Source organism: Mesorhizobium sp. M0088 (genome assembly GCF_040322895.1).
Taxonomy (GTDB): Bacteria; Pseudomonadota; Alphaproteobacteria; order Rhizobiales; family Rhizobiaceae; genus Mesorhizobium.
Window position 1 is genome coordinate 47761 of sequence record NZ_JAMYUI010000029.1, and the last position, 17355, is coordinate 65115.

Below are 17355 nucleotides of genomic sequence, written 5' to 3' on the forward strand. Positions count from 1 at the left end.
TAACATTGCAATAGGGCAAGGAAATGCACAAAAACGGGATCCATCCGTCAAGCCGGATGCCTCAATTTGAGGGCACCCGACCCTTCCCGGCCCTGCGCAGCCCTGCCGGACCATTTGATTTAGCCCGGCGGCTTGCACATCGGCCAAGGGCGGATACATCATTTCCCATCAGAATCGCCGATGACGCGGAAGCCGTCACCAGCCGATCCGACGCATGCAGGAGATGAAAGACGGTGCGTTCCACCCTGACTGACATAGCCCGGGAGGCCGGCGTCTCGGCCGCCACCGTCGACCGCGTGCTCAACAACCGGCCCGGCGTACGGGCGCGCACGCGGGAAATCGTGCTCGAAATGGCGCAGCGCCTCGGCTACATCGCCGAAGGCCCGAACGGCACGCCGCCACGGCCCTCGCCCGGCGAGGTCATCCGGCTCGACTTCGCCCTGCCGGCCGGCACCAATTCCTTCATCAAGATGCTGCACCGCCACATCGAGGCACAGGCTCTGGCGCGGCCCGACCTCGATGTTCGTATCGCCACCATAGAGGGCTTCAATCCTGACCGGCTCGCTCGCCTGCTGCAGGATCTGCGCGGACAGACGCAAGGCGTCGGCGTCATCGCACTCGACCATCCGACGGTGCGCGAAGCGATCCGCTCCCTGTCGGCCAACGACATCAAGGTGGTGACCATCGCTTCCGACATCCTGCATGTGCCCAGGGTCGCGTATATCGGCATCGACAACCGCGCCGCCGGGCGGCTGGCCGGCTATCTGCTCAACCGCTTCATGGGATCGGGGCGTCCGGGCAAGGTGGCGCTGTTCGCAGGTTCGCTGTCCTATCGCGGCCACGAAGAACGCGAGATGGGGTTCCGCCACGTGCTGACCGAGGAATCACCCAATCTGCAGATCGTCGAAATGCGCGAAATGCTCGACGATCGCGAGAAGGCCTATTCGGAGGCATCGGCCCTGCTGGAGCGGCACCCCGACCTTGCCGCGATCTACAATGTCGGCGCCGGCAACACCGGCATCGCCCGCGCGCTCAAGGAGCGCGACCGCGCCCAGTCCATGGTCTTCCTCGGCCACGAAGTGACGGACGGGACCAAGGACCTTCTGCTCGACGGCACGCTCGACGCTGTCATCGACCAGAACCCGCGCGTCGAGGCCCGCGAAGCGCTCAACACCCTGATCCATGCGGTCCGGGGACTGCCCTATGAACTGCACCAACCAAGGCTGCAGGTGATCTTCAAGGAGAACATCCCGGAGATTTGACCTGTACGAGGCGGCGCCGCAAAGCGCCCGCCCGCTCGATGCTTCTAGTCTATTGGACGGCAGCGACTTCAGCCGCGGCGCCATCGACAAAGCTCTTGTCGACCCATTTGCCATAGTCGATCGAGCCCTTCAGCAGCCCGGCGCTGGCCATGAATTTCTCCTCGCCTTGCAAGGCGGCGATCGCGCCGTCCGTGAGTTTCGGATCCTGATGGAACACCCCGTCGGCATAGGTCTTGCGGACGGATTTTTCCGACGACTTGGTGGCCTCGACAAAGGTCTTGATCGTCTGGTCCGGATGGGCATCGGCCCAACGCGAAATCTCGATATCGACCTTCAGCAGCCGCTTGACCAGATCGGGATATTTCGCCGCGAAGGCGCCGTTGACCGAGATGACGTTGGGCACGTTCCATTCCGGATGAGTGCTGGTGTCGAACAGGACGCGCGCCTCGCCGGTGTCGACCAGCTTGGCCGCCGTCGAATCGGTCTCGACAATGGCGTCGATATCGCCGCGCAGCAACGCCGGGCCGGATGCCTCGAACGGCAGGTTCAGACCTTCGACGTCATTGGTGGTCAGGCCGACGCTGTTCAGCGCCTTGCTGAAGTTCGAATGCCGCACCGTGCCGGTGAGATAGGCGACCTTCTTGCCCCTGAGATCCTGCAGCGTCTTCAGCGGCGAGTCGGTCTTGACGACGATGTAGGAACCGCCGGCCTTCACATAGCTCGACAGGCCGATCAGCTTGACGTCGGCGCCGGACGCAGCAACTCGCAGCGCCGGATTGTTGCCGGTATAGGTGAATTCGATCGCACCGGTGGCCAGCGCGGTCGTCGCCTCCGAACCGCCATTGAAAGTCACCAGTTCGACCTTGATGCCGTCCTTGGCGAATTCCTTCTCCCACCAGCCGTCCTTCTGGGCGAGGATGAATTTGAGATGCCCCGGCGCGGTACTGCCGATGCGGATAATTTCAGGCTTGTCCTGCGCGAAGGCAGGCATGCCGCCAAGGCCGATGACGACAGCAATAGCGCCCTTCAGCAGCAGCCGGCGAAGTGCGTCGAATGGAATGTTGGGCATGGGAAAAATCCTTCCTGGTTGGAATGAATGGACCGCTTAAATGAGCGAGGTCTCGGACTGGCCTTTCCAGGCTGTTGCCCAGCGCTCGAACCAGACGAGCAGGTAGTTGACGGTCAGGCCGATGACGGTCAGCGTCAGGATGCCGGCATACATGTCGGCCGTTTCCATCATCAGCTGCGAGTTCTGGATGAGGAAACCGAGGCCGGATTTAGCCGCCAGCATCTCGGCGCCGATGACCGCGAACAGCGAGGATTTCACCGCCAGCCGGGCGCCGGCGACGATCGAGGGAATGCTGGCCGGCAGGATGACTTTGCGGAACAGATCGAAGTCGGACGTACCCATCGAGCGCGCCGCCTTGATCAGCAGCGGATCCACCGACTTGACGCCGCTGATCGTGTTGACGAGGAGAAAGAAAACCGAGGAGTAGAAGGTGATCGCGACCTTCGATTCCTCACCGATGCCGAGCAACAGGATGAACACCGGCAGCAGTGCGAATTGCGATGTGTTTCGCAGCGTCTGCACCAGGAGGTCGGAAACCTTCTCGAACAACGAATAGCGCCCCATCAACAGACCGAGGGGGATGGCCACCACCACGCCGAGTGCGAAGCCGATCGCGGCGCGCTGCAGGCTGATGCCTATATGCTCGATCAGCACGCCCGAGGCGAGCAGCGCCCACCAGGCGACCAGCACCTCGCTCAGCGGCGGAAAGAAGATGCGGTTCAGCCAGCCGAGCCGGGGCGCGATCTCCCACAGCAGGAAGAACAGACCGAGCAGCGGCAGCCCATAGAGGAGCGTGCCGTGGCTTGCTTTCTTGCTCCGGATCTTGGCGCTGGCCTTGATGGCCGGGACCCTGGCGGCAGCGACCGTTTCGCCAGCGCCGGCAAACAGGTGGAGCGCTCCCGCGGAGCCAAACTTCTCGGTCAGATAGGCCATTGGTCCAGCTCCTCAGTGACTGAAGGCTGGCGACAGGGTCCAGTCCTTCTGCGCCTTGTTGACCTCGTCGCGCAGCACGTCCCAGACGCGGGCGCGATATAGATTGAATTCGGCGCTGGCGCGGATGTCGCCGTCGCGCGGTCGTGGCAGGTCGATGTCGATGATCTCTTTCACCGCGCCCGGCCGTGCCGTCATCACCACGACGCGGTCGGCGAGGAAGATCGCCTCGTCGATCGAGTGGGTGACAAAAATCACCGTGGTGTTGATCTTGCCCCAGATCCGCAGCAGCTCGCCTTGCAGAAGCTCGCGCGTCTGCTGGTCGAGCGCCGCGAACGGCTCGTCCATCAGCAGCACTTCCGGGTTGCTGGCCAGCGCACGCGCGATCGCCACACGCTGCTGCATGCCGCCGGACAGCTGGTTGGGAAAACGGTCCTCGAAACCGGCAAGGCCGAACAGCGCCAACAGATGGCGGGCTGTGGCGGTACGCTCGGCCTTGGCCACGCCGCGCACTTCCAGCGCATATTCGATGTTGGCGAGCGCCGTGCGCCAGGGAAACAGCGCATATTGCTGGAAGACATAGCCGGTCTTTGGATCGGGCCTGGTGATGCGCCTGCCGTCGAGCTGGACGTTGCCGTCGGTCGCCTGCGTCAGCCCGCCAATGATATCGAGCAGAACCGACTTGCCCGAGCCGCTCGGGCCGACCAGCGTGATGAACTCGCCCTTGCGGATGGAAAGATCGACGCCGTCGAGCACGGTGACGCGGTCGGTCGCCTCGCCATCCACGGTGACGAACTGCCCCGGCTTGAGCTGGAAGGTCTTGCTGATGTCGCTGACGACGATCCGGTCCATGTTCGGGCGATCCATATCTGTCTCCGATCGGTTCACTGCGCCACGCGGATGCGGTGCGTCGGGTCGAATTCCGAGCCGCCCGCCTTGCCGCGCTTCCAGCCAAGCGCGCGGGCATAGGAGCCGAACAGCTGTCGGGCGTCGGCCTGAGCTTCCGTGATGCCGGTCGGCCCTTCGGCGAACTCGGCCACATAAAGCGCGTCGGTCGGGCAATAGATCTCGCAGAGAAAGCAGGTCTGGCAGTCCTCCTGGCGAGCGATCACCGGCACGCCATTGTCGGTCGCGTCGAAGACGTTGGCCGGGCACACCTTGACGCAGATGTCGCACTCGACGCAGCGCGTGGCCGAGACGATCTCGATCATGACGCCAGCTCCGCCAGCCGCTCAGGCGCACCTGCGATGCGGAACGCATCCACACCGGTGATGACCAGCCGGTGCGCGAAGGCCGGGCTCTTGCCCGGCAGATCGGTGCGGCGGTGCATGCCGCGGCTCTCGGTGCGGTGCAGCGCGGCGGCCACGGACCAACGCCCAGCAGCGGCGATCGAAGCTGCCTCTCGGGTACGGACCCGGTCCAGCCCCTCGCCTTGCAGATGGCTGCGCACGTCGCGCCAGACACTCTCCAGCCGCTCGCCGCTTTTCTCCAGGGCCTCGCCAGTGCGGAAGAAATTCTTGTCGAGCGGCGTGACTTCGCTACGCACCGCCTCGATAACTTCGCCCGCCGAGATGTCGGCCCTCGCCGATGATGCAGGACGCAAGCCGGCCTGGCCGAGCGATTGCACCGCGCTGCGGAACGCCTTGCCGGTCCGGCGCTTGGCATGGGTCGAGGCACCTTTGCCGGCCCACCAGCCGCTGGCCAGCGCCCAGGATGAATTGACGGCGCCGCCGCCTGATAGCGCACCGGTCATCATCTCGCGGCTGGCGGCATCGCCGGCAACATAGAGGCCGGGCACGCCGGTGGCGCAATCGTCGGAGACGATGTCGATGCCGCCGGTGCCGCGCACCGTGCCTTCGGCGCGCAAGGTGATACGGAACAGTTCGCTGAACGGATCGATGCCGGCGCGGTCATAGGGCACGAAGCAGTTCGGCTGGCCCTGGCGCAGCCAGCCTTGCAGCGCCGGCTCGGCTTGATCGAGCCGCGCATAGACCGGGCCGTCGATCAGCGCACGCGCCACTTCCTCCTCGCGGTCGCCGATGCCGTTGCGCAACGGCTCGCCGGTCGGCCCGAGGATCGGCGAACCATCCTCGCGATGGAACGAGGCCCAGCGGAACGGCAGGCCCTTGTTCAATGAGGAGCCATAGGGCGCCAGCGTGTACTTGCCGGTGAACTCCATGCCCGACAGGCTGGCGCCGGCTTCCGCCGCCATCAGATAGCCGTCGCCGGTCAGCCCGGTCGCGCCGAGGATGCGCTCGCGGAAAGCGCAGCCGCCCGTCGCCAGCACCACCGCGTTGGCGTCGACGCGCCAGTCCTGGCCGATCTGCCGGGCGACACCGGCGGCGCCGACGATGGCATCGCCGTCGGACAGAAGTTCGAGCGCCGGGTGATGGTCGAGCACGGTGACGCCGGCCAACAGCACCCGGCGGCGCATGAAGCGCATGTAGTCCGGCCCGCGCAGATTGGCGATGTAGAGCCGGCCGTCATCCTCGCTCGGAAAGGGATAGCCCCATTCGGACAGCCTGAGCAGATTGCGGTAGGCGGTATCGACGCAGCGCAGCATCCAGCGCGGGTCGGCGAGTTCGCCGGTGCGCTGCCAGCGCCGCTCGACGACGGCATGCCTGTTGTCGCCCGGCGGCACGCACCAGGTGCCGGTGTTGGAGGGCGCGGTGGCGCCGCTGGTACCGAGATAGCCCTTATCGGCCAGCACCACCTTGGCGCCGCTCTCGGCCGCAGCGACAGCCGCCCAGGCCGCTGACGGACCTCCGCCCAGCACCAGCACGTCGGCCTGGAGCAGCAAGCTGTCAGAAACGGATTTTTGCGGCTTGGGCATGGATACCTGGCGAATGCGTCGAGGACGGCGCTAGGCCGCGCGGGCCGCGCTGGAAGACCAGACCGGCTCGTTGCCGGCGCTCCACTTGATGTTGCAGCCGATCGACGGCACCTGGCTGGCAGTGGGCCTGCCGCCCTCCAGCACCGTGTCGACCGCTGCCCGCAGATCGGCACCGGTCACCGGCTTGCCATTACCCGGCCGCGCATCGTCGAACTGGCCGTGATAGGCGAGCCGCCGGTCGGCATCGAACAGGAAGAAGTCGGGTGTGCAGGCGGCGCCGTAGGCCTTCGCCGTCTGCTGCGACGCGTCCTTGAGATAGGGGAAGGAATAGCCGAATTTTTCGGCCTCTTCGCCGATGCGGGCCAGCGTCTCCTCCGGATGCGCCTCATGGTCGTTGGCGTTGATCGCCACCACTTGCAGCCCCTTGCCGGCATAATCCCTGGCGAAAACGGCAAGCTGCTCACGGATCAGCACGACGAACGGGCAGCGGTTGGAAATAAAGGCGACGAGCAAGGCCGGCTTGGCGTCGAAATCGGCGAGCCGGTGCAGCACGCCTTGCGCGTCGGGCAACAGGAAATCGGCCGCCCTGGTGCCGAGGTCGATCGGATTGGACTCTGTCTTCGGCATCGATGCGCGCTCCCTTTGTGCAGCCGGTTTTCACAGGCCAAGGTGCGAGCGCCTCGAACGTTCGCAGTTAGTCTATGAATTTAGTATAATTATAGGCTGGAGAGCACATTCACGGTCAACCGAGCGGCTTAGAATATCGTGCCAATGTTTCAGGCCGAGCCGCCAAGTTTGTTCGGGCGGAAGCCGATCCGGAGAAATCCGGACGGACAGGATTTATCAAGCGCAACGGGTTCGACGACGAATTGGTACTGCCCAGCCGAAACGCCTTGCGATTTTCGCGACGTCATTCCCCTTCCGGATAGAGCGCCTTCGCCAGGTCGCGGATCGCATCTGATGTGCGCGGGCCGAAGCCGATCATGTAGGCGCCGTCGAGCACCACCAGCGCCTTGTTGGCCGCCGCCGGCGTTGCCGCCAGCGCGCGGTTGCCGAACACCTGCTCGGGCGTCGGGCCACCCTTGCCGTCGCTCATCATCAGGATGACATCAGGCGCCATCTCGATCAGCTTTTCCTCTGATGCCGCCTTGTAGCCCTGCACGACATCCATCGGGTTGCGGCCGCCGGCGTAGCGGATGATGGCGTCGGCCGAGGTGCCGGCACCGGCTGCGCTCAGCTTCACAAGGCCATGGAAGAACACCACCTTCTTGCGCCGCTCCGGCGGAATATTTGCTGCCAGGTCGGCTGCCGTCTGAAAGGCGGTGAGCACCTCGGTGGAAACCACCTTGCCCTTGTCCTCGAGCCCAAGGCTGGCGGCGATCAGTGTGATCTTGCGCTCGATGCCTTGCGGGGTGTTGTCCTGCGGGACGAAGACGATCGGGATCGCCAGCGACTTCAGCACCTCGACCGCCTCCGGCGGCCCGCTGTCCTCGGCCGCCAGGATCAGATCGGGACGCAAGCTGGCCAGCCCCTCGACCGAAAGCTGGCGGCGGTAGCCGACATTGGGCTTCCCGGTTACGGATGGCGGATATTTGCTGCCGCGATCGACGGCGATGATCCGCTCGCCGGCGCCGAGCGCGTGCACGATCTCGGTGACGTCGGAGCCGAGCGTCACGATTCGGGTCGCCGCGCCCGGCACGACGCTTCGCCCCAGCGCATCGACAACCGTCTCGGCGGCCAGCGCCTTGAAGCCGCAGGAAGGCGCCAGCACCGACAGCGCCAGAAGCAGCACCGCCGCGATCCTGCCCGGTTGCAACCAGCCGATCCTCTTGCCATCGCCCACACTTCCGACCATGCCGCTGCTCCCGTGCCAAATGCTTCTCGATGACGGTCGGCTATAAATTTAAAGTTGACTTATGTCATCATGTTTTAATATGTGACCCCTGCCCCGGCCCGCCTGGTCGAGGGATTCTCGATCATGCCAGCCAAGGCCCTTCAGCCACCGCCAGCAGTTTTGCTTTTGCTTGGGGGCTGCATGACCATGACAACGACAACAAACACGACCTTGATGGCGAGCACCGCGCTCGCCTTCGTGCTCGGCCTATGCGCTGTGCCCTTTGCCAGCGCGCAGGAACAGGACCAAGAGAAAAAGGCCGCCGCCAAGGCCGGCCGCCTGGCGCCGGCCAATCCCGCGCAGAACCAGCCGGCGACGATGCTCGACGTGATCACCATCTCGGCAACGATGATCAAGACGGCGGTGATCGAATCGATGGCCGCCATCAGCGCCATCGATCAGGACGAACTCGACCGCATCCAGCCCGACACAGCCGCCGACATCTTCCGCACCACGCCCGGCGTCGCCGCCTCGATGAATGGCGACGACCCGGCGACCGCCATTAACATTCGCGGCCTGGAACAATATGGCCGCGTCGTCGTGACGCTCGACGGCGCCCGCCAGGACTATTGGCGCGTCGGTCATGGTTCTGGCTCGTTCTATGTCGAACCTGACCTGATCAAGGAAGCCACGGTCATTCGCGGCCCGGTTTCGAACGCCTATGGTTCGGGCGGCATCGGCGGCGTCGTCTCCTTCGAGACCAAGGACGCCGGCGACTTCCTCAAGAAGGACGAGCGCTGGGCGCTGAGCGAGAAGCTCGGCTACGAGGACAATGGCGACGGCTTCACCACCAGCACCACCGGCGCCTACCGTTTCAGCGACGATGCCGACATCATCGGCAACCTCATCTATCGCGACCGCGACAGCTACACCGACGGCAATGGCGACACCGTGCCGTGGACCGGCGAGCGGGTGACCAGCGGCTATCTGAAGACGACTCTGCGGCCGGCCGATGGCCACGAGCTGAAGCTCGGCGCCATCCTGCAGCGCTACAACGACCAGATCACCGGATCCAGCGGCTCGACCTCGCCAACGCTGAGCCGCTACGACACCAACACCACCAACCAGACCTACACCGTCGCCTACACCTGGAAGCCCGACGACAACGATCTGATCGACTTCAGCGCCAATGCCTACCACAACCGCACCCGCGCCGAGCAGACACAGGTCTGGCCCACCTCGGCGATCGGCAATTTCCGTTTTTATGATGTCGCCACCTCGGGCTTCAACGCGAAGAACTCCTCGCGCTTCGACGCTTGGGGGCTGGCCCACACGCTGACCTACGGGCTCGACTATTACTATCTCGAGGCCTCCTCGGAAGAGGCGCATTTCGGCGCCGGCGAGCAGCAGGGCTATGGCGGCTTCCTGCAATGGCAGGGCGACTACGAGGAGTGGCTGCAGGTGATCGCGGCCATGCGCTATGACGGCTATCAGCTCGACGGCGAGACCCGCACGGTGCCGCCGCAGGAAGCCTCGATCTCCGGCGACCGCTGGTCGCCGCGTCTCACCGTCGGCGTCACGCCATTCGACGGCTTTCAGCTCTATGGCACCTACTCCGAAGGCTACCGGGCGCCTGGCCTGCAGGATGTCTTCCGTGGCGGCGGCGCGCATGGCGGCGGCGACACCTATCGGCCCAATCTCCTGCTGCAGCCCGAAACGGCGAAGAGCTGGGAAGCCGGCATCAATGTCAAATACGATGATTTGCTGACGCCGGGCGACCGGTTGCGCGCCAAGCTCAACGTCTTCCACACCGACGTCGAGGACTATATCGACGTCGACCTCACCGTCCTGCCGCGCACGGCGATCAACATCGGCGACGCGCGCCTCAAGGGCGTCGAGGCCGAAATGGTCTATGACTATGGCTGGGGCTTCGTGAACCTCTCCGGCGCGCTGATCGACGCCAAGGCCGTCAGCGGCATCTATTCCGGCCAGGCGCTGAACAACACACCGCTCGACCGCTTCTCGGCCACGATCGGCTTCCGCATGCTGGAAGACCAGCTCACGGTCGGCGCGCAATATCTCAGCGTCGGCAAGATCACCCGCACCAGCCGCACCAATCCCAACGCCGTGCCGATTGTCGACGACGCCTTCGACTGGTCAACGTCTTCGCCAACTGGCGCGTCAATGACAACCTCAAGCTCGATTTCGGCGTCGATAACGTCTTCAACACCGCCTACACCGACCCGCAAAGCGCATGGTCGACCTCGGCGGCAACCGAACAGGGCAAGGGCCGCACCTTCAAGGTGGCGCTCACCGGCAGGATCGGAGGCTGACAATGAGCGAAGCATCGGTGCGTGACCTGGCCTGTGAGGCACAGCTCAACCTGCGACATCTGCCCGACTACATGGACAGCATCAGCGACAGGCTGCGGAGCTTCGAGGCCGATGCCTCGCATCATGGACAGCGCATCGATTTCCGCTTCGCCTTCGGCGACGCCTCCATCGACATGGAGCGGCTGGTGATGCGTGCCAAAGCCGCCGATCGCGACGGGCTGGCCCGCATCAAGGATCTGCTCGCCACGGCGGTGCAAGTCTATGCCAGGGACGAAAACCCCGAAATCGTCTGGACCGGCGATCTCTCAGGCGAAACCAGCCTCGCCCAGTTCCGCGAGATGGTGGTGACGGATGTTCGCGACCTCACTCCGCATATGCGCCGCATTCGCCTGGCCGGCGAGAATCTCTCGCGTTTCGCCAAATTCGGCGGCATGCATATCCGCATGCTGTTTCCGACCAGGGAGGTGCCCGATCCGCTGTGGCCAGTGCTGGGCGGCAATGGCTTGCCGGTCTGGCCCGCCGATGACCGGCGCCCGGTGGCGCGCGTCTACACCATCCGCGCGCTCGACGTGGAAAAGGGCATCATCGATGTCGACTTCCTCGTCCATCCCGGCGAGAGCGTCGGCTCCGCCTGGGCCATGCAGGCCGCGCCCGGCATGAAGGTTGGCATCATGGGGCCGGTCGGCCGTCCGGTACGACAGGCGCAGTGGTATCTCATGGGCGCCGATGAAACCGGCCTGCCGGCGCTGGCGCGGCTGCTGGAGACGCTGCCGGCCGAGACAAAGGGCGTCGCCTTTGTCGATCGCCAATGATGGCGAAAGGCAAGCGATCAACAATGCCACCCGCATCGAGTTGCATTGGCTGACAAGGAACGGCGTGCCGGCGGGCGAGGACAGACGGCTGGCCGAGGCTGTCCGCTCGGTAGCGTGGCCGCAGGACGGTTCGGTCTTCGGCTGGTTTGCGGCGGAAGCCGCTGCCGCCAAGATCGTGCGCGAATACTGGCGCGACACGCTGGGACTTGGTCGCGATCAGACGCTGGCGGCTGCCTATTGGCGGCGTGGCTCTGCCGGATTGATGGCTGGTTGAGGTCTGAAGCGCGGTTGATGGCAGCGTGAACTGAGAGGCGTCGGCGGTGCCCCTCATCTGCCTGCCGGCATCTTCTCCCCGTAAACGGGGCGAAGGACACTGTCGCCGATGATTTCGCCAATCACCAACGTCACAAAAAACAGCGCCGGCGTTGCAACAAGCCCCTTCGCCCCGTTTACGGGGAGAAGATGGCGGCAGCCAGATGAGGGGCGGCGCTGAGTTCGGTTAGCAAGCGCTCGTCCCTAGACTTTGCGAATGACCGCCTCGCCATCCTCGCCAACACCAATCATGATCTTGTCGCCGGAAGCTATGCCGGCAATGTCGCACACCACCAGCGGCATGCGGATGTCATAAAGAAATTCGGCAACGATGGCGCCCACCGCCAGGATCGGGTCCGGCCGCTCCAGAAGAATCCCGGCTGGCGCGGTTCCCCTGCGGATCGCCTCGGCCAGGACCGAGGATGAAGACGATGAGCCGCGCCCGCTCGGCATGACCAAAATCCTGCCGGCGACATTTTGGCCAAGGCCGGGATGCGAATGGTCTGTTATCTCGCCGGTCTCGGCATCGATGCCGCCCCAGAAGCTGAGCGGTTGCGAAAACACCAAAGCCAGGCCATCGGCCTCACCGGTCAGTTGAAAGGTGCCGGTTCGTTCCACCAGCCGCGTCATGAGGCGCTCCGCACGACATGCCCGACGGCAGCGGAGCGGATGCAATCCTCCATCTCGGCGAATGCGACGGACACGCCGATATTGCCCGGCGCGTAATGTGCCCATTTGCCGGAATTGGTCATCACCACGCCGTCGAGGCGTTCCAGAATAGATGTGACATAGGTGCAGGTGTCGGCGACCGGAATCAGGCCGAACGCCTCCATGCCATCAAGCGCGCCCTCCTCCTGCAGCCGCGTCAACGTCGCACGGCCCGTGTTGACATAGATCGGGATGCGCCTGCCCGGCGCGACCTCGCGCAGCAGTGGCAACAGCCGCATCCATTCCTCATGCGAAAAATGCGGCGTGCCGAGCGACACGGCCGCCAGCGGCGCGCCATCGGACACGCCAGACAGCTTGGCCAGCGCATGGTCGATATCGGCGCGGGTGATACGGATCGTCTCGTCAGGCGCATGGCTCTGGAACGCCTCATCGAGGATCCTGGCTTCGGGCGTGATGCCGACCGCATGGAACAGCGCCACAGCACCCGTCGTTGCAGCCGCCGCCCCCAACGCCTTCAGCTGATCCTCGTCACGCGGCCGCGGCAGGCCTGCAATCACCGGAATGCGGTCACCACTCGCTTGCCCGATGATCAGCCCGACGCCGACGAACAGGCTGTCGCTCGGTTCGAGGTCCGGAACCTCCAACTCGAACAAAATCCGGCCGCGCCGGTTCTCGGTCAGATGCAGGCCGCAGGCCGGCGCGCGGCCGGTCATGGCGCAGCACAGATCGATGAAATCGCCATAGCGGTTGGTGCGCGCGCCGATCACCGAATTGGCAAAGACGATGGCGTTGGATTCGCCCCAGGCGATCTGCTCGCCAAAGCCTGGCCGGAACCGCGTCTGGTAAGGCGCGCAAGTGAAGGTCGCCTGGCAGCCGAGCTCCAGATGCGCCTTCATCAACCGCCGCGCCGGCACCTCTTCCGCCGCCGGCATTTTCACCATGCCGGGATGGATGAGATCGAACGAACCGACATTCAATGTCGTCAGCACCTGGACGCGGCCACCGCCTTCGACCAGCCGCTCGACGAAATCGAGCCCTGCCTTGCCGTGGTAGAGACAACCATCGATATGGGCGCCAGTGATGTCGAGCAGACCGCGCGCCCCAACCGCATTGGAAAATGCGACCACGATCTTCATGGCGGCAGCTGCGGATGGACCCTGCTCGCCGTCGAGCATGGATCGGTCGCGCGCGGTCAATTCAAGCGTCATCGCAGCTCCGGGCTCGTTGTCGGAAAGGACGGAGGGACAGCGCCCCCTCTGCCCTGCCGGGCATCTCCCCCTCAAGGGGGAGATTAGCTGTCATTGCCGCTTTCGCAAATTTCCAGTGTTGAAGAAAGAGTGGCGGCGTTGAGGCTGCCGATCTCCCCCCTTGAGGGGGAGATGTCCGGCAGGACAGAGGGGGGCGAACCGCTCTACCTACCCCGCCGCGATCAACACCGTACTCTCCGGCGACCAGCGCAGAACGACGTCCTGACCTTCCGCCAGCCTGTCGACACCCGTGTTCTGTACAATCACCTTCAACGTCTGGCCGCCACGCTCGACGAAATAGGTGCTGTTGTTGCCGGCGAAGATGCGCTTTGAGACCTGCCCCTTGAGCATGTTTGCGGAGCCATCCGAAGTCCCGGCATCCCTGGCAATGCGGATGCGTTCGGGTCGCACGGCGCAGCTCGCCTTGGCGCCGGCGGCAAGCTTGGCACCGGCGCCCGCGGCAATCGCCGTGCCGTCCGCCAGCCGGATGCCATCGCCCGTCGTATCGCCGCGAAAAATGTTGGCGTCGCCGAGGAAGGTGGCGGCGAACTCGCTCTTTGGCCGGTCATAGATCTCCTCCGGTGGCCCCTCCTGCACCAGCCTGCCGTCGCGCAATATGCCGATGCGGTCGCTCATCGTCAGCGCTTCTTCCTGGTCGTGGGTGACGAAGATGGTGGTGATGCCAATCTCGCGCTGGATGCGCTTCAATTCGATCTGCATGTCGACACGCAGCGCCTTGTCGAGTGCGCCCAATGGCTCGTCGAGCAGCAACACGCGCGGCTTGGTGACGATGGCGCGGGCGAGAGCCACACGCTGCCGCTGCCCGCCGGAGAGCTGGTGCGGCCGGCGGCCACCAAGCTTGCCGAGCTGCACCAGATCGAGCGCGCGTTGCACCTCCGTCGCAATCACAGCCTTGGCCTCGCCACGCACCGACAGGCCGAAGGCGACATTGTCGGCGATGCTCATATTGGGAAACAGCGCATAGTTCTGGAACACCATGCCGATACGACGCTTCTCGACGGGCACCCGCTCGACGCTCTCGCCGCCGATGGTGATGCGACCCGAGTCAGGAAAATCGAAACCGGCGATCTGCCGCAGCAACGTGGTCTTGCCGCTGCCCGACGGCCCGAGCAGCGCGTAGAAGCCGCCATCGGCGAAGTCGATGGAGACGTTGTCCAGCGCCTTGTGCGCGCCAAAGCTGCGCGAGACATCGGATACCTGCACGCCGGCCATTATTTCTCTCCGCCGAATTTGAAGAACCGCGCCGTCAGCAGCATCAGCGCCATCGACACGACAATGATGATGGTCGAGACCGCGTTGATCTCGGGCGTGAAACCCTTGCGGATCGCGGCGTAGATTTCGACCGGCAGCGTCGTCTGGCCCGGCGTCGCCAGGAAATAGGACACCACGAACTGGTCGAACGAAACGGCAAACGCGAACAGCCCGCCGGCGATGACGCCGGGCATGATCCAGGGCAGCGTGACGCGGCGCGTCACCTGCCACTGGTTGGCGCCTAGTGAGCGCGCCGCCTCTTCCAGCTCCGGCGCGAAGGTCTGCAGCCGGGCCGAGACGACGACGATGACATAGGGCAGCGCCAATGCGACATGGCCGAGCAGGATCGCATGCAGGCCACGGCCGATACCGACGCCGAAGAAGAAAATCAGCATCGCCGTGCCGGTGATCAGCCACGGTATGGCGATCGGCGGAAACAAAAGCGCCTGCAGGAACTTCTTGCCGCGAAACTCATAGCGATAGAGCGCCAGTGATGCCGCCGAGCCGAGCACGACGCAGATGATCGTGGTGATGACCGCGATCTCGACGCTGTTCCAGGTCGCTGCGATCAGTTGATCATTCTGCCACAGCGAAGCATACCATTCGGTCGTCCATTCGAACGGCAATTGGTAGAAGGGAGAAACGTTGAACGACATCAGCGCCATGATGATGATCGGCAGATAAAGAAAGGCGAGCAGCAGCCAGATGTAGAGGCGGCCGAGTCCTTTGAGGATGCGGGTCGTCGTCATCACGCGGCCCTCCGCAGCACCGGCGACGCCACCGCCAGGATGACCAGCACCACCGCCAGCAGGATGAAGGAGAGCGCGGCACCGAGCGGCCAGTTGAACACGGCGACGAACTGGTCCTCGATGACCGTTCCGTAGAAGGTGCCGGTGCGACCGCCCAGGATGCGCGGCTCCATGAATGAACCGACGACCGGCACGAAGATCAGCGCCGCACCCGCCACCAATCCGGGCATGGACAGCGGGATGATCACCCGCTTCAGCACCTGCAGCCGCGAGGCGCCGAGCGAGCGCCCGGCCTCGATCAGCGAATCGTCGATGGCCTGTAGCGTGAGATAACAGGTCAGCACCATGTAGGGCACATAGGAATGCACCAACCCGATGATGACGGCCGGATAGGAGTACATGAGGTCGATGTTGATCTTGAACGGCAGCACGGCATTAAGCGCTGTGTCGAGGATGCCGCCTTCGCGCAAAACCATCGCCCAGGAAAAGATGCGCACCAGCCCGTTCGACCAGAACGGCAGGATGACGAGCAGGAAGATCGCCTCGCGGCTGCGCCCCTTCAGCACCTTGGCGAGCACGTAAGCCGCGGGATAGCCGATGACGACGCACCACAGCGTCACTTCGAGGCCAAGCCGCAGCGAGGCCAGCAGCAGCGTCAGATAGAGGCTTTGCGAGAGGAAGGCGGCATAATTGCCAAGGGTGAACGCCCACGGCTTTCCCGACAGCGGCAGTTCGGTCATGAACGAGAAAAAGACCATGGCCGACAGCGGCAGGAAGATCGCCACCGTCAGCCAGAGATAGGCTGGCGCCAGCAGCGGCAATGCCGATCTCAGCCCGCTTCGCGACGCTGTCGCAGCTGCCATGGTCCCCTCCTCCCAGTATTGGAAGAACCAGCCGACGCGAACCGCCGGCTGGCCTGGCTGTAATCTTACTTCACGTCGACCTTAAGCTGCTGCCAAAGCGCCAGATAGGCTTCGCGCTGGGCATCGGTGATCGGCGCCTGGAACTGGATGCGCTTGGCCACCTCGGGGTCGCCCATGACCTTGCGGTTGAAGGCATCCTCGGGCAGCGCTTCCACCGCCTTGGTGTTGGCGGAGACGGGAGCACCGACCTTGGTGACCCATTCGACGTAGAATTTCGGGTCGATCATGTAGTTGATGAAGGCCTCGGCCCCAGCGACGTTCTTGGCGCCGACCGGAATGGAAAACGCGTCGAGCCAGGCGACGGCACCCTCCTGCGGCACGACCAGCGAGACCGGCAGCTTGAAATGCGTCTTGGCGCGATCGGCCGAGCCGCTCCAGTAGGTGCCGATGTCGATCTGGTTGGAAGCGACCATCTGGTTCCAGTCGTTCTCGGAGCTCCAGAAGGTCTTGATCTGCGGCATCAGCGAAGTCAGCTTCGTCTTGACCGCATCCATATCCTTGATGTCGTTGATGTTCTGGCCAGTGGCGATGGCGCCGAACTGCACCGCTTCAACGGCATCGTCGCGAATGACGACGCGGCCCTTGTGGGCGGCATCCCACATTTCGGCGATGCTCGTCGGTGGCTTGTCGAAGGATTTGTCGTTGATGGCGAGTGCGGTGAGACCCCATACCCACGGCACGCCATAGACCTTGCCGTCATGGACGAGCATCGGCGATCCCGCCTTGTCCTTGCTGATGTCGGCATAGTTCGGCAGCTTGGAAACGTCGATCGGCTGGATCAGTTTCCCGGCCATCGCCTGGTCGTTGAAGGCGGCGTTGATCATGACCACGTCATAGAGGCCGGGATTGGTCCGGATCTTGGTCAGCATTTCCTGTTCGGAATTGAAGAAATCGTTGACGACCTTGTTGCCGGTCGCTTTTTCGAAAGCCTCGACAGCCCACGGCTCGTCGGCGCCGTAGCCCTTCCAGTTGAGCACATGCACTTCGTCAGCCTTGGCGGCGAATGCGAGTGCGGAGGTAAAGACGGCGGTTGCCGTCAGCAGAGCAGTCAAGTCAGGCATGCGCATGGTTGGTTCCTCTCTGTGGGTTTGCCCGGTTCCCGGGCTTGTC

At 64.2% G+C, this 17355-nt stretch carries 15 protein-coding genes and 1 pseudogene; 3 read left to right on the forward strand and 13 right to left on the reverse strand.

Annotation, left to right across the window (positions count from 1 at the left end):
- Positions 1-233 precede the first annotated feature (233 nt).
- Positions 234-1262 (forward strand): LacI family DNA-binding transcriptional regulator, encoded by a 1029-nt coding sequence (locus NKJ67_RS28840; protein ID WP_127269506.1) that lies wholly within the window; start codon positions 234-236, stop codon positions 1260-1262.
- A 49-nt stretch (positions 1263-1311) separates the two neighbouring features.
- Here NKJ67_RS28840 and NKJ67_RS28845 read toward each other — a convergent pair whose 3' ends face one another.
- From NKJ67_RS28845 to NKJ67_RS28875, 7 genes are all read right to left on the reverse strand, one after another.
- Positions 1312-2331, reverse strand: coding sequence for an aliphatic sulfonate ABC transporter substrate-binding protein (locus tag NKJ67_RS28845; RefSeq protein WP_352584598.1), 1020 nt, complete (start codon positions 2329-2331; stop codon positions 1312-1314).
- 36 nt (positions 2332-2367) lie between these two features.
- Positions 2368-3264 carry an ABC transporter permease gene (locus NKJ67_RS28850; RefSeq protein ID WP_292336913.1) on the reverse strand — a complete coding sequence of 299 codons (897 nt, stop codon included), beginning with the start codon at positions 3262-3264 and terminating at the stop codon, positions 2368-2370.
- A 12-nt stretch (positions 3265-3276) separates the two neighbouring features.
- Complete coding sequence (locus NKJ67_RS28855; protein ID WP_292336933.1) at positions 3277-4113, reverse strand: ABC transporter ATP-binding protein; 837 nt, start codon at positions 4111-4113, stop codon at positions 3277-3279.
- A 32-nt stretch (positions 4114-4145) separates the two neighbouring features.
- Entirely contained in the window at positions 4146-4472 is a 327-nt protein-coding gene (locus NKJ67_RS28860) for a 4Fe-4S dicluster domain-containing protein (RefSeq protein WP_127255510.1), read from the reverse strand.
- Positions 4469-6094 carry an FAD-binding protein gene (locus NKJ67_RS28865; protein ID WP_352584601.1) on the reverse strand — a complete coding sequence of 542 codons (1626 nt, stop codon included), beginning with the start codon at positions 6092-6094 and terminating at the stop codon, positions 4469-4471. The genes NKJ67_RS28860 and NKJ67_RS28865 overlap by 4 nt, the downstream gene beginning before the upstream one ends.
- Positions 6095-6124: 30 nt before the next feature.
- A complete protein-coding gene (locus NKJ67_RS28870) occupies positions 6125-6721 on the reverse strand; it encodes a thioredoxin family protein (RefSeq protein ID WP_127809910.1) in 597 nt (198 codons plus the stop codon).
- A gap of 283 nt (positions 6722-7004) precedes the next feature.
- A complete protein-coding gene (locus NKJ67_RS28875) occupies positions 7005-7949 on the reverse strand; it encodes a heme/hemin ABC transporter substrate-binding protein (RefSeq protein ID WP_127268612.1) in 945 nt (314 codons plus the stop codon).
- Positions 7950-8135: 186 nt separating this feature from the next.
- Between NKJ67_RS28875 and NKJ67_RS28880 the strand changes: the two genes are divergently transcribed.
- Together NKJ67_RS28880 and NKJ67_RS28885 are read left to right on the forward strand one after the other, a co-directional pair.
- Complete coding sequence (locus NKJ67_RS28880; RefSeq protein ID WP_352584604.1) at positions 8136-10286, forward strand: TonB-dependent receptor domain-containing protein; 2151 nt, start codon at positions 8136-8138, stop codon at positions 10284-10286.
- 349 nt (positions 10287-10635) lie between these two features.
- A pseudogene (locus tag NKJ67_RS28885) lies at positions 10636-11347 on the forward strand (siderophore-interacting protein).
- A 242-nt stretch (positions 11348-11589) separates the two neighbouring features.
- On the opposite strand, the gene NKJ67_RS28890 reads toward NKJ67_RS28885, so the two are convergent.
- The 6 genes from NKJ67_RS28890 to NKJ67_RS28915 form a co-directional block, all read right to left on the reverse strand.
- Positions 11590-12015, reverse strand: coding sequence for an aconitase X swivel domain-containing protein (locus tag NKJ67_RS28890; protein ID WP_292141799.1), 426 nt, complete (start codon positions 12013-12015; stop codon positions 11590-11592).
- Entirely contained in the window at positions 12012-13262 is a 1251-nt protein-coding gene (locus tag NKJ67_RS28895) for an aconitase X (RefSeq protein ID WP_352584606.1), read from the reverse strand. The genes NKJ67_RS28890 and NKJ67_RS28895 overlap by 4 nt, the downstream gene beginning before the upstream one ends.
- 207 nt (positions 13263-13469) lie before the next feature.
- The gene (locus NKJ67_RS28900) at positions 13470-14534 is read right to left on the reverse strand and encodes an ABC transporter ATP-binding protein (protein WP_352584608.1); all 1065 of its coding nucleotides are present in this window, start codon (positions 14532-14534) and stop codon (positions 13470-13472) included.
- The gene (locus NKJ67_RS28905) at positions 14534-15322 is read right to left on the reverse strand and encodes an ABC transporter permease (RefSeq protein WP_352584610.1); all 789 of its coding nucleotides are present in this window, start codon (positions 15320-15322) and stop codon (positions 14534-14536) included. The genes NKJ67_RS28900 and NKJ67_RS28905 overlap by 1 nt, the downstream gene beginning before the upstream one ends.
- Complete coding sequence (locus NKJ67_RS28910) at positions 15322-16185, reverse strand: ABC transporter permease (RefSeq protein ID WP_352584612.1); 864 nt, start codon at positions 16183-16185, stop codon at positions 15322-15324. Before NKJ67_RS28910 ends, NKJ67_RS28905 begins: the two co-directional genes overlap by 1 nt.
- Positions 16186-16250: 65 nt before the next feature.
- Positions 16251-17312: an extracellular solute-binding protein gene (locus NKJ67_RS28915; protein ID WP_027035087.1), complete on the reverse strand. Its 1062-nt coding sequence runs from the start codon at positions 17310-17312 to the stop codon at positions 16251-16253.
- Between the last annotated feature and the right edge of the window lie 43 nt (positions 17313-17355).

Excerpts from the sequence above, each read along its gene's own strand:
- NKJ67_RS28845 (WP_352584598.1), bottom strand. The coding sequence starts at position 2,331 with ATGCCCAACATTCCATTCGACGCACTTCGCCGGCTGCTGCTGAAGGGC.
- NKJ67_RS28850 (WP_292336913.1), bottom strand. The coding sequence starts at position 3,264 with ATGGCCTATCTGACCGAGAAGTTTGGCTCCGCGGGAGCGCTCCACCTG.
- NKJ67_RS28855 (WP_292336933.1), bottom strand. The coding sequence starts at position 4,113 with ATGGACCGGATCGTCGTCAGCGACATCAGCAAGACCTTCCAGCTCAAG.
- NKJ67_RS28860 (WP_127255510.1), bottom strand. The coding sequence starts at position 4,472 with ATGATCGAGATCGTCTCGGCCACGCGCTGCGTCGAGTGCGACATCTGC.
- NKJ67_RS28865 (WP_352584601.1), bottom strand. The coding sequence starts at position 6,094 with ATGCCCAAGCCGCAAAAATCCGTTTCTGACAGCTTGCTGCTCCAGGCC.
- NKJ67_RS28870 (WP_127809910.1), bottom strand. The coding sequence starts at position 6,721 with ATGCCGAAGACAGAGTCCAATCCGATCGACCTCGGCACCAGGGCGGCC.
- NKJ67_RS28875 (WP_127268612.1), bottom strand. The coding sequence starts at position 7,949 with ATGGTCGGAAGTGTGGGCGATGGCAAGAGGATCGGCTGGTTGCAACCG.
- NKJ67_RS28880 (WP_352584604.1), top strand. The coding sequence starts at position 8,136 with ATGACAACGACAACAAACACGACCTTGATGGCGAGCACCGCGCTCGCC.
- NKJ67_RS28890 (WP_292141799.1), bottom strand. The coding sequence starts at position 12,015 with ATGACGCGGCTGGTGGAACGAACCGGCACCTTTCAACTGACCGGTGAG.
- NKJ67_RS28895 (WP_352584606.1), bottom strand. The coding sequence starts at position 13,262 with ATGACGCTTGAATTGACCGCGCGCGACCGATCCATGCTCGACGGCGAG.
- NKJ67_RS28900 (WP_352584608.1), bottom strand. The coding sequence starts at position 14,534 with ATGGCCGGCGTGCAGGTATCCGATGTCTCGCGCAGCTTTGGCGCGCAC.
- NKJ67_RS28905 (WP_352584610.1), bottom strand. The coding sequence starts at position 15,322 with ATGACGACGACCCGCATCCTCAAAGGACTCGGCCGCCTCTACATCTGG.
- NKJ67_RS28910 (WP_352584612.1), bottom strand. The coding sequence starts at position 16,185 with ATGGCAGCTGCGACAGCGTCGCGAAGCGGGCTGAGATCGGCATTGCCG.
- NKJ67_RS28915 (WP_027035087.1), bottom strand. The coding sequence starts at position 17,312 with ATGCGCATGCCTGACTTGACTGCTCTGCTGACGGCAACCGCCGTCTTT.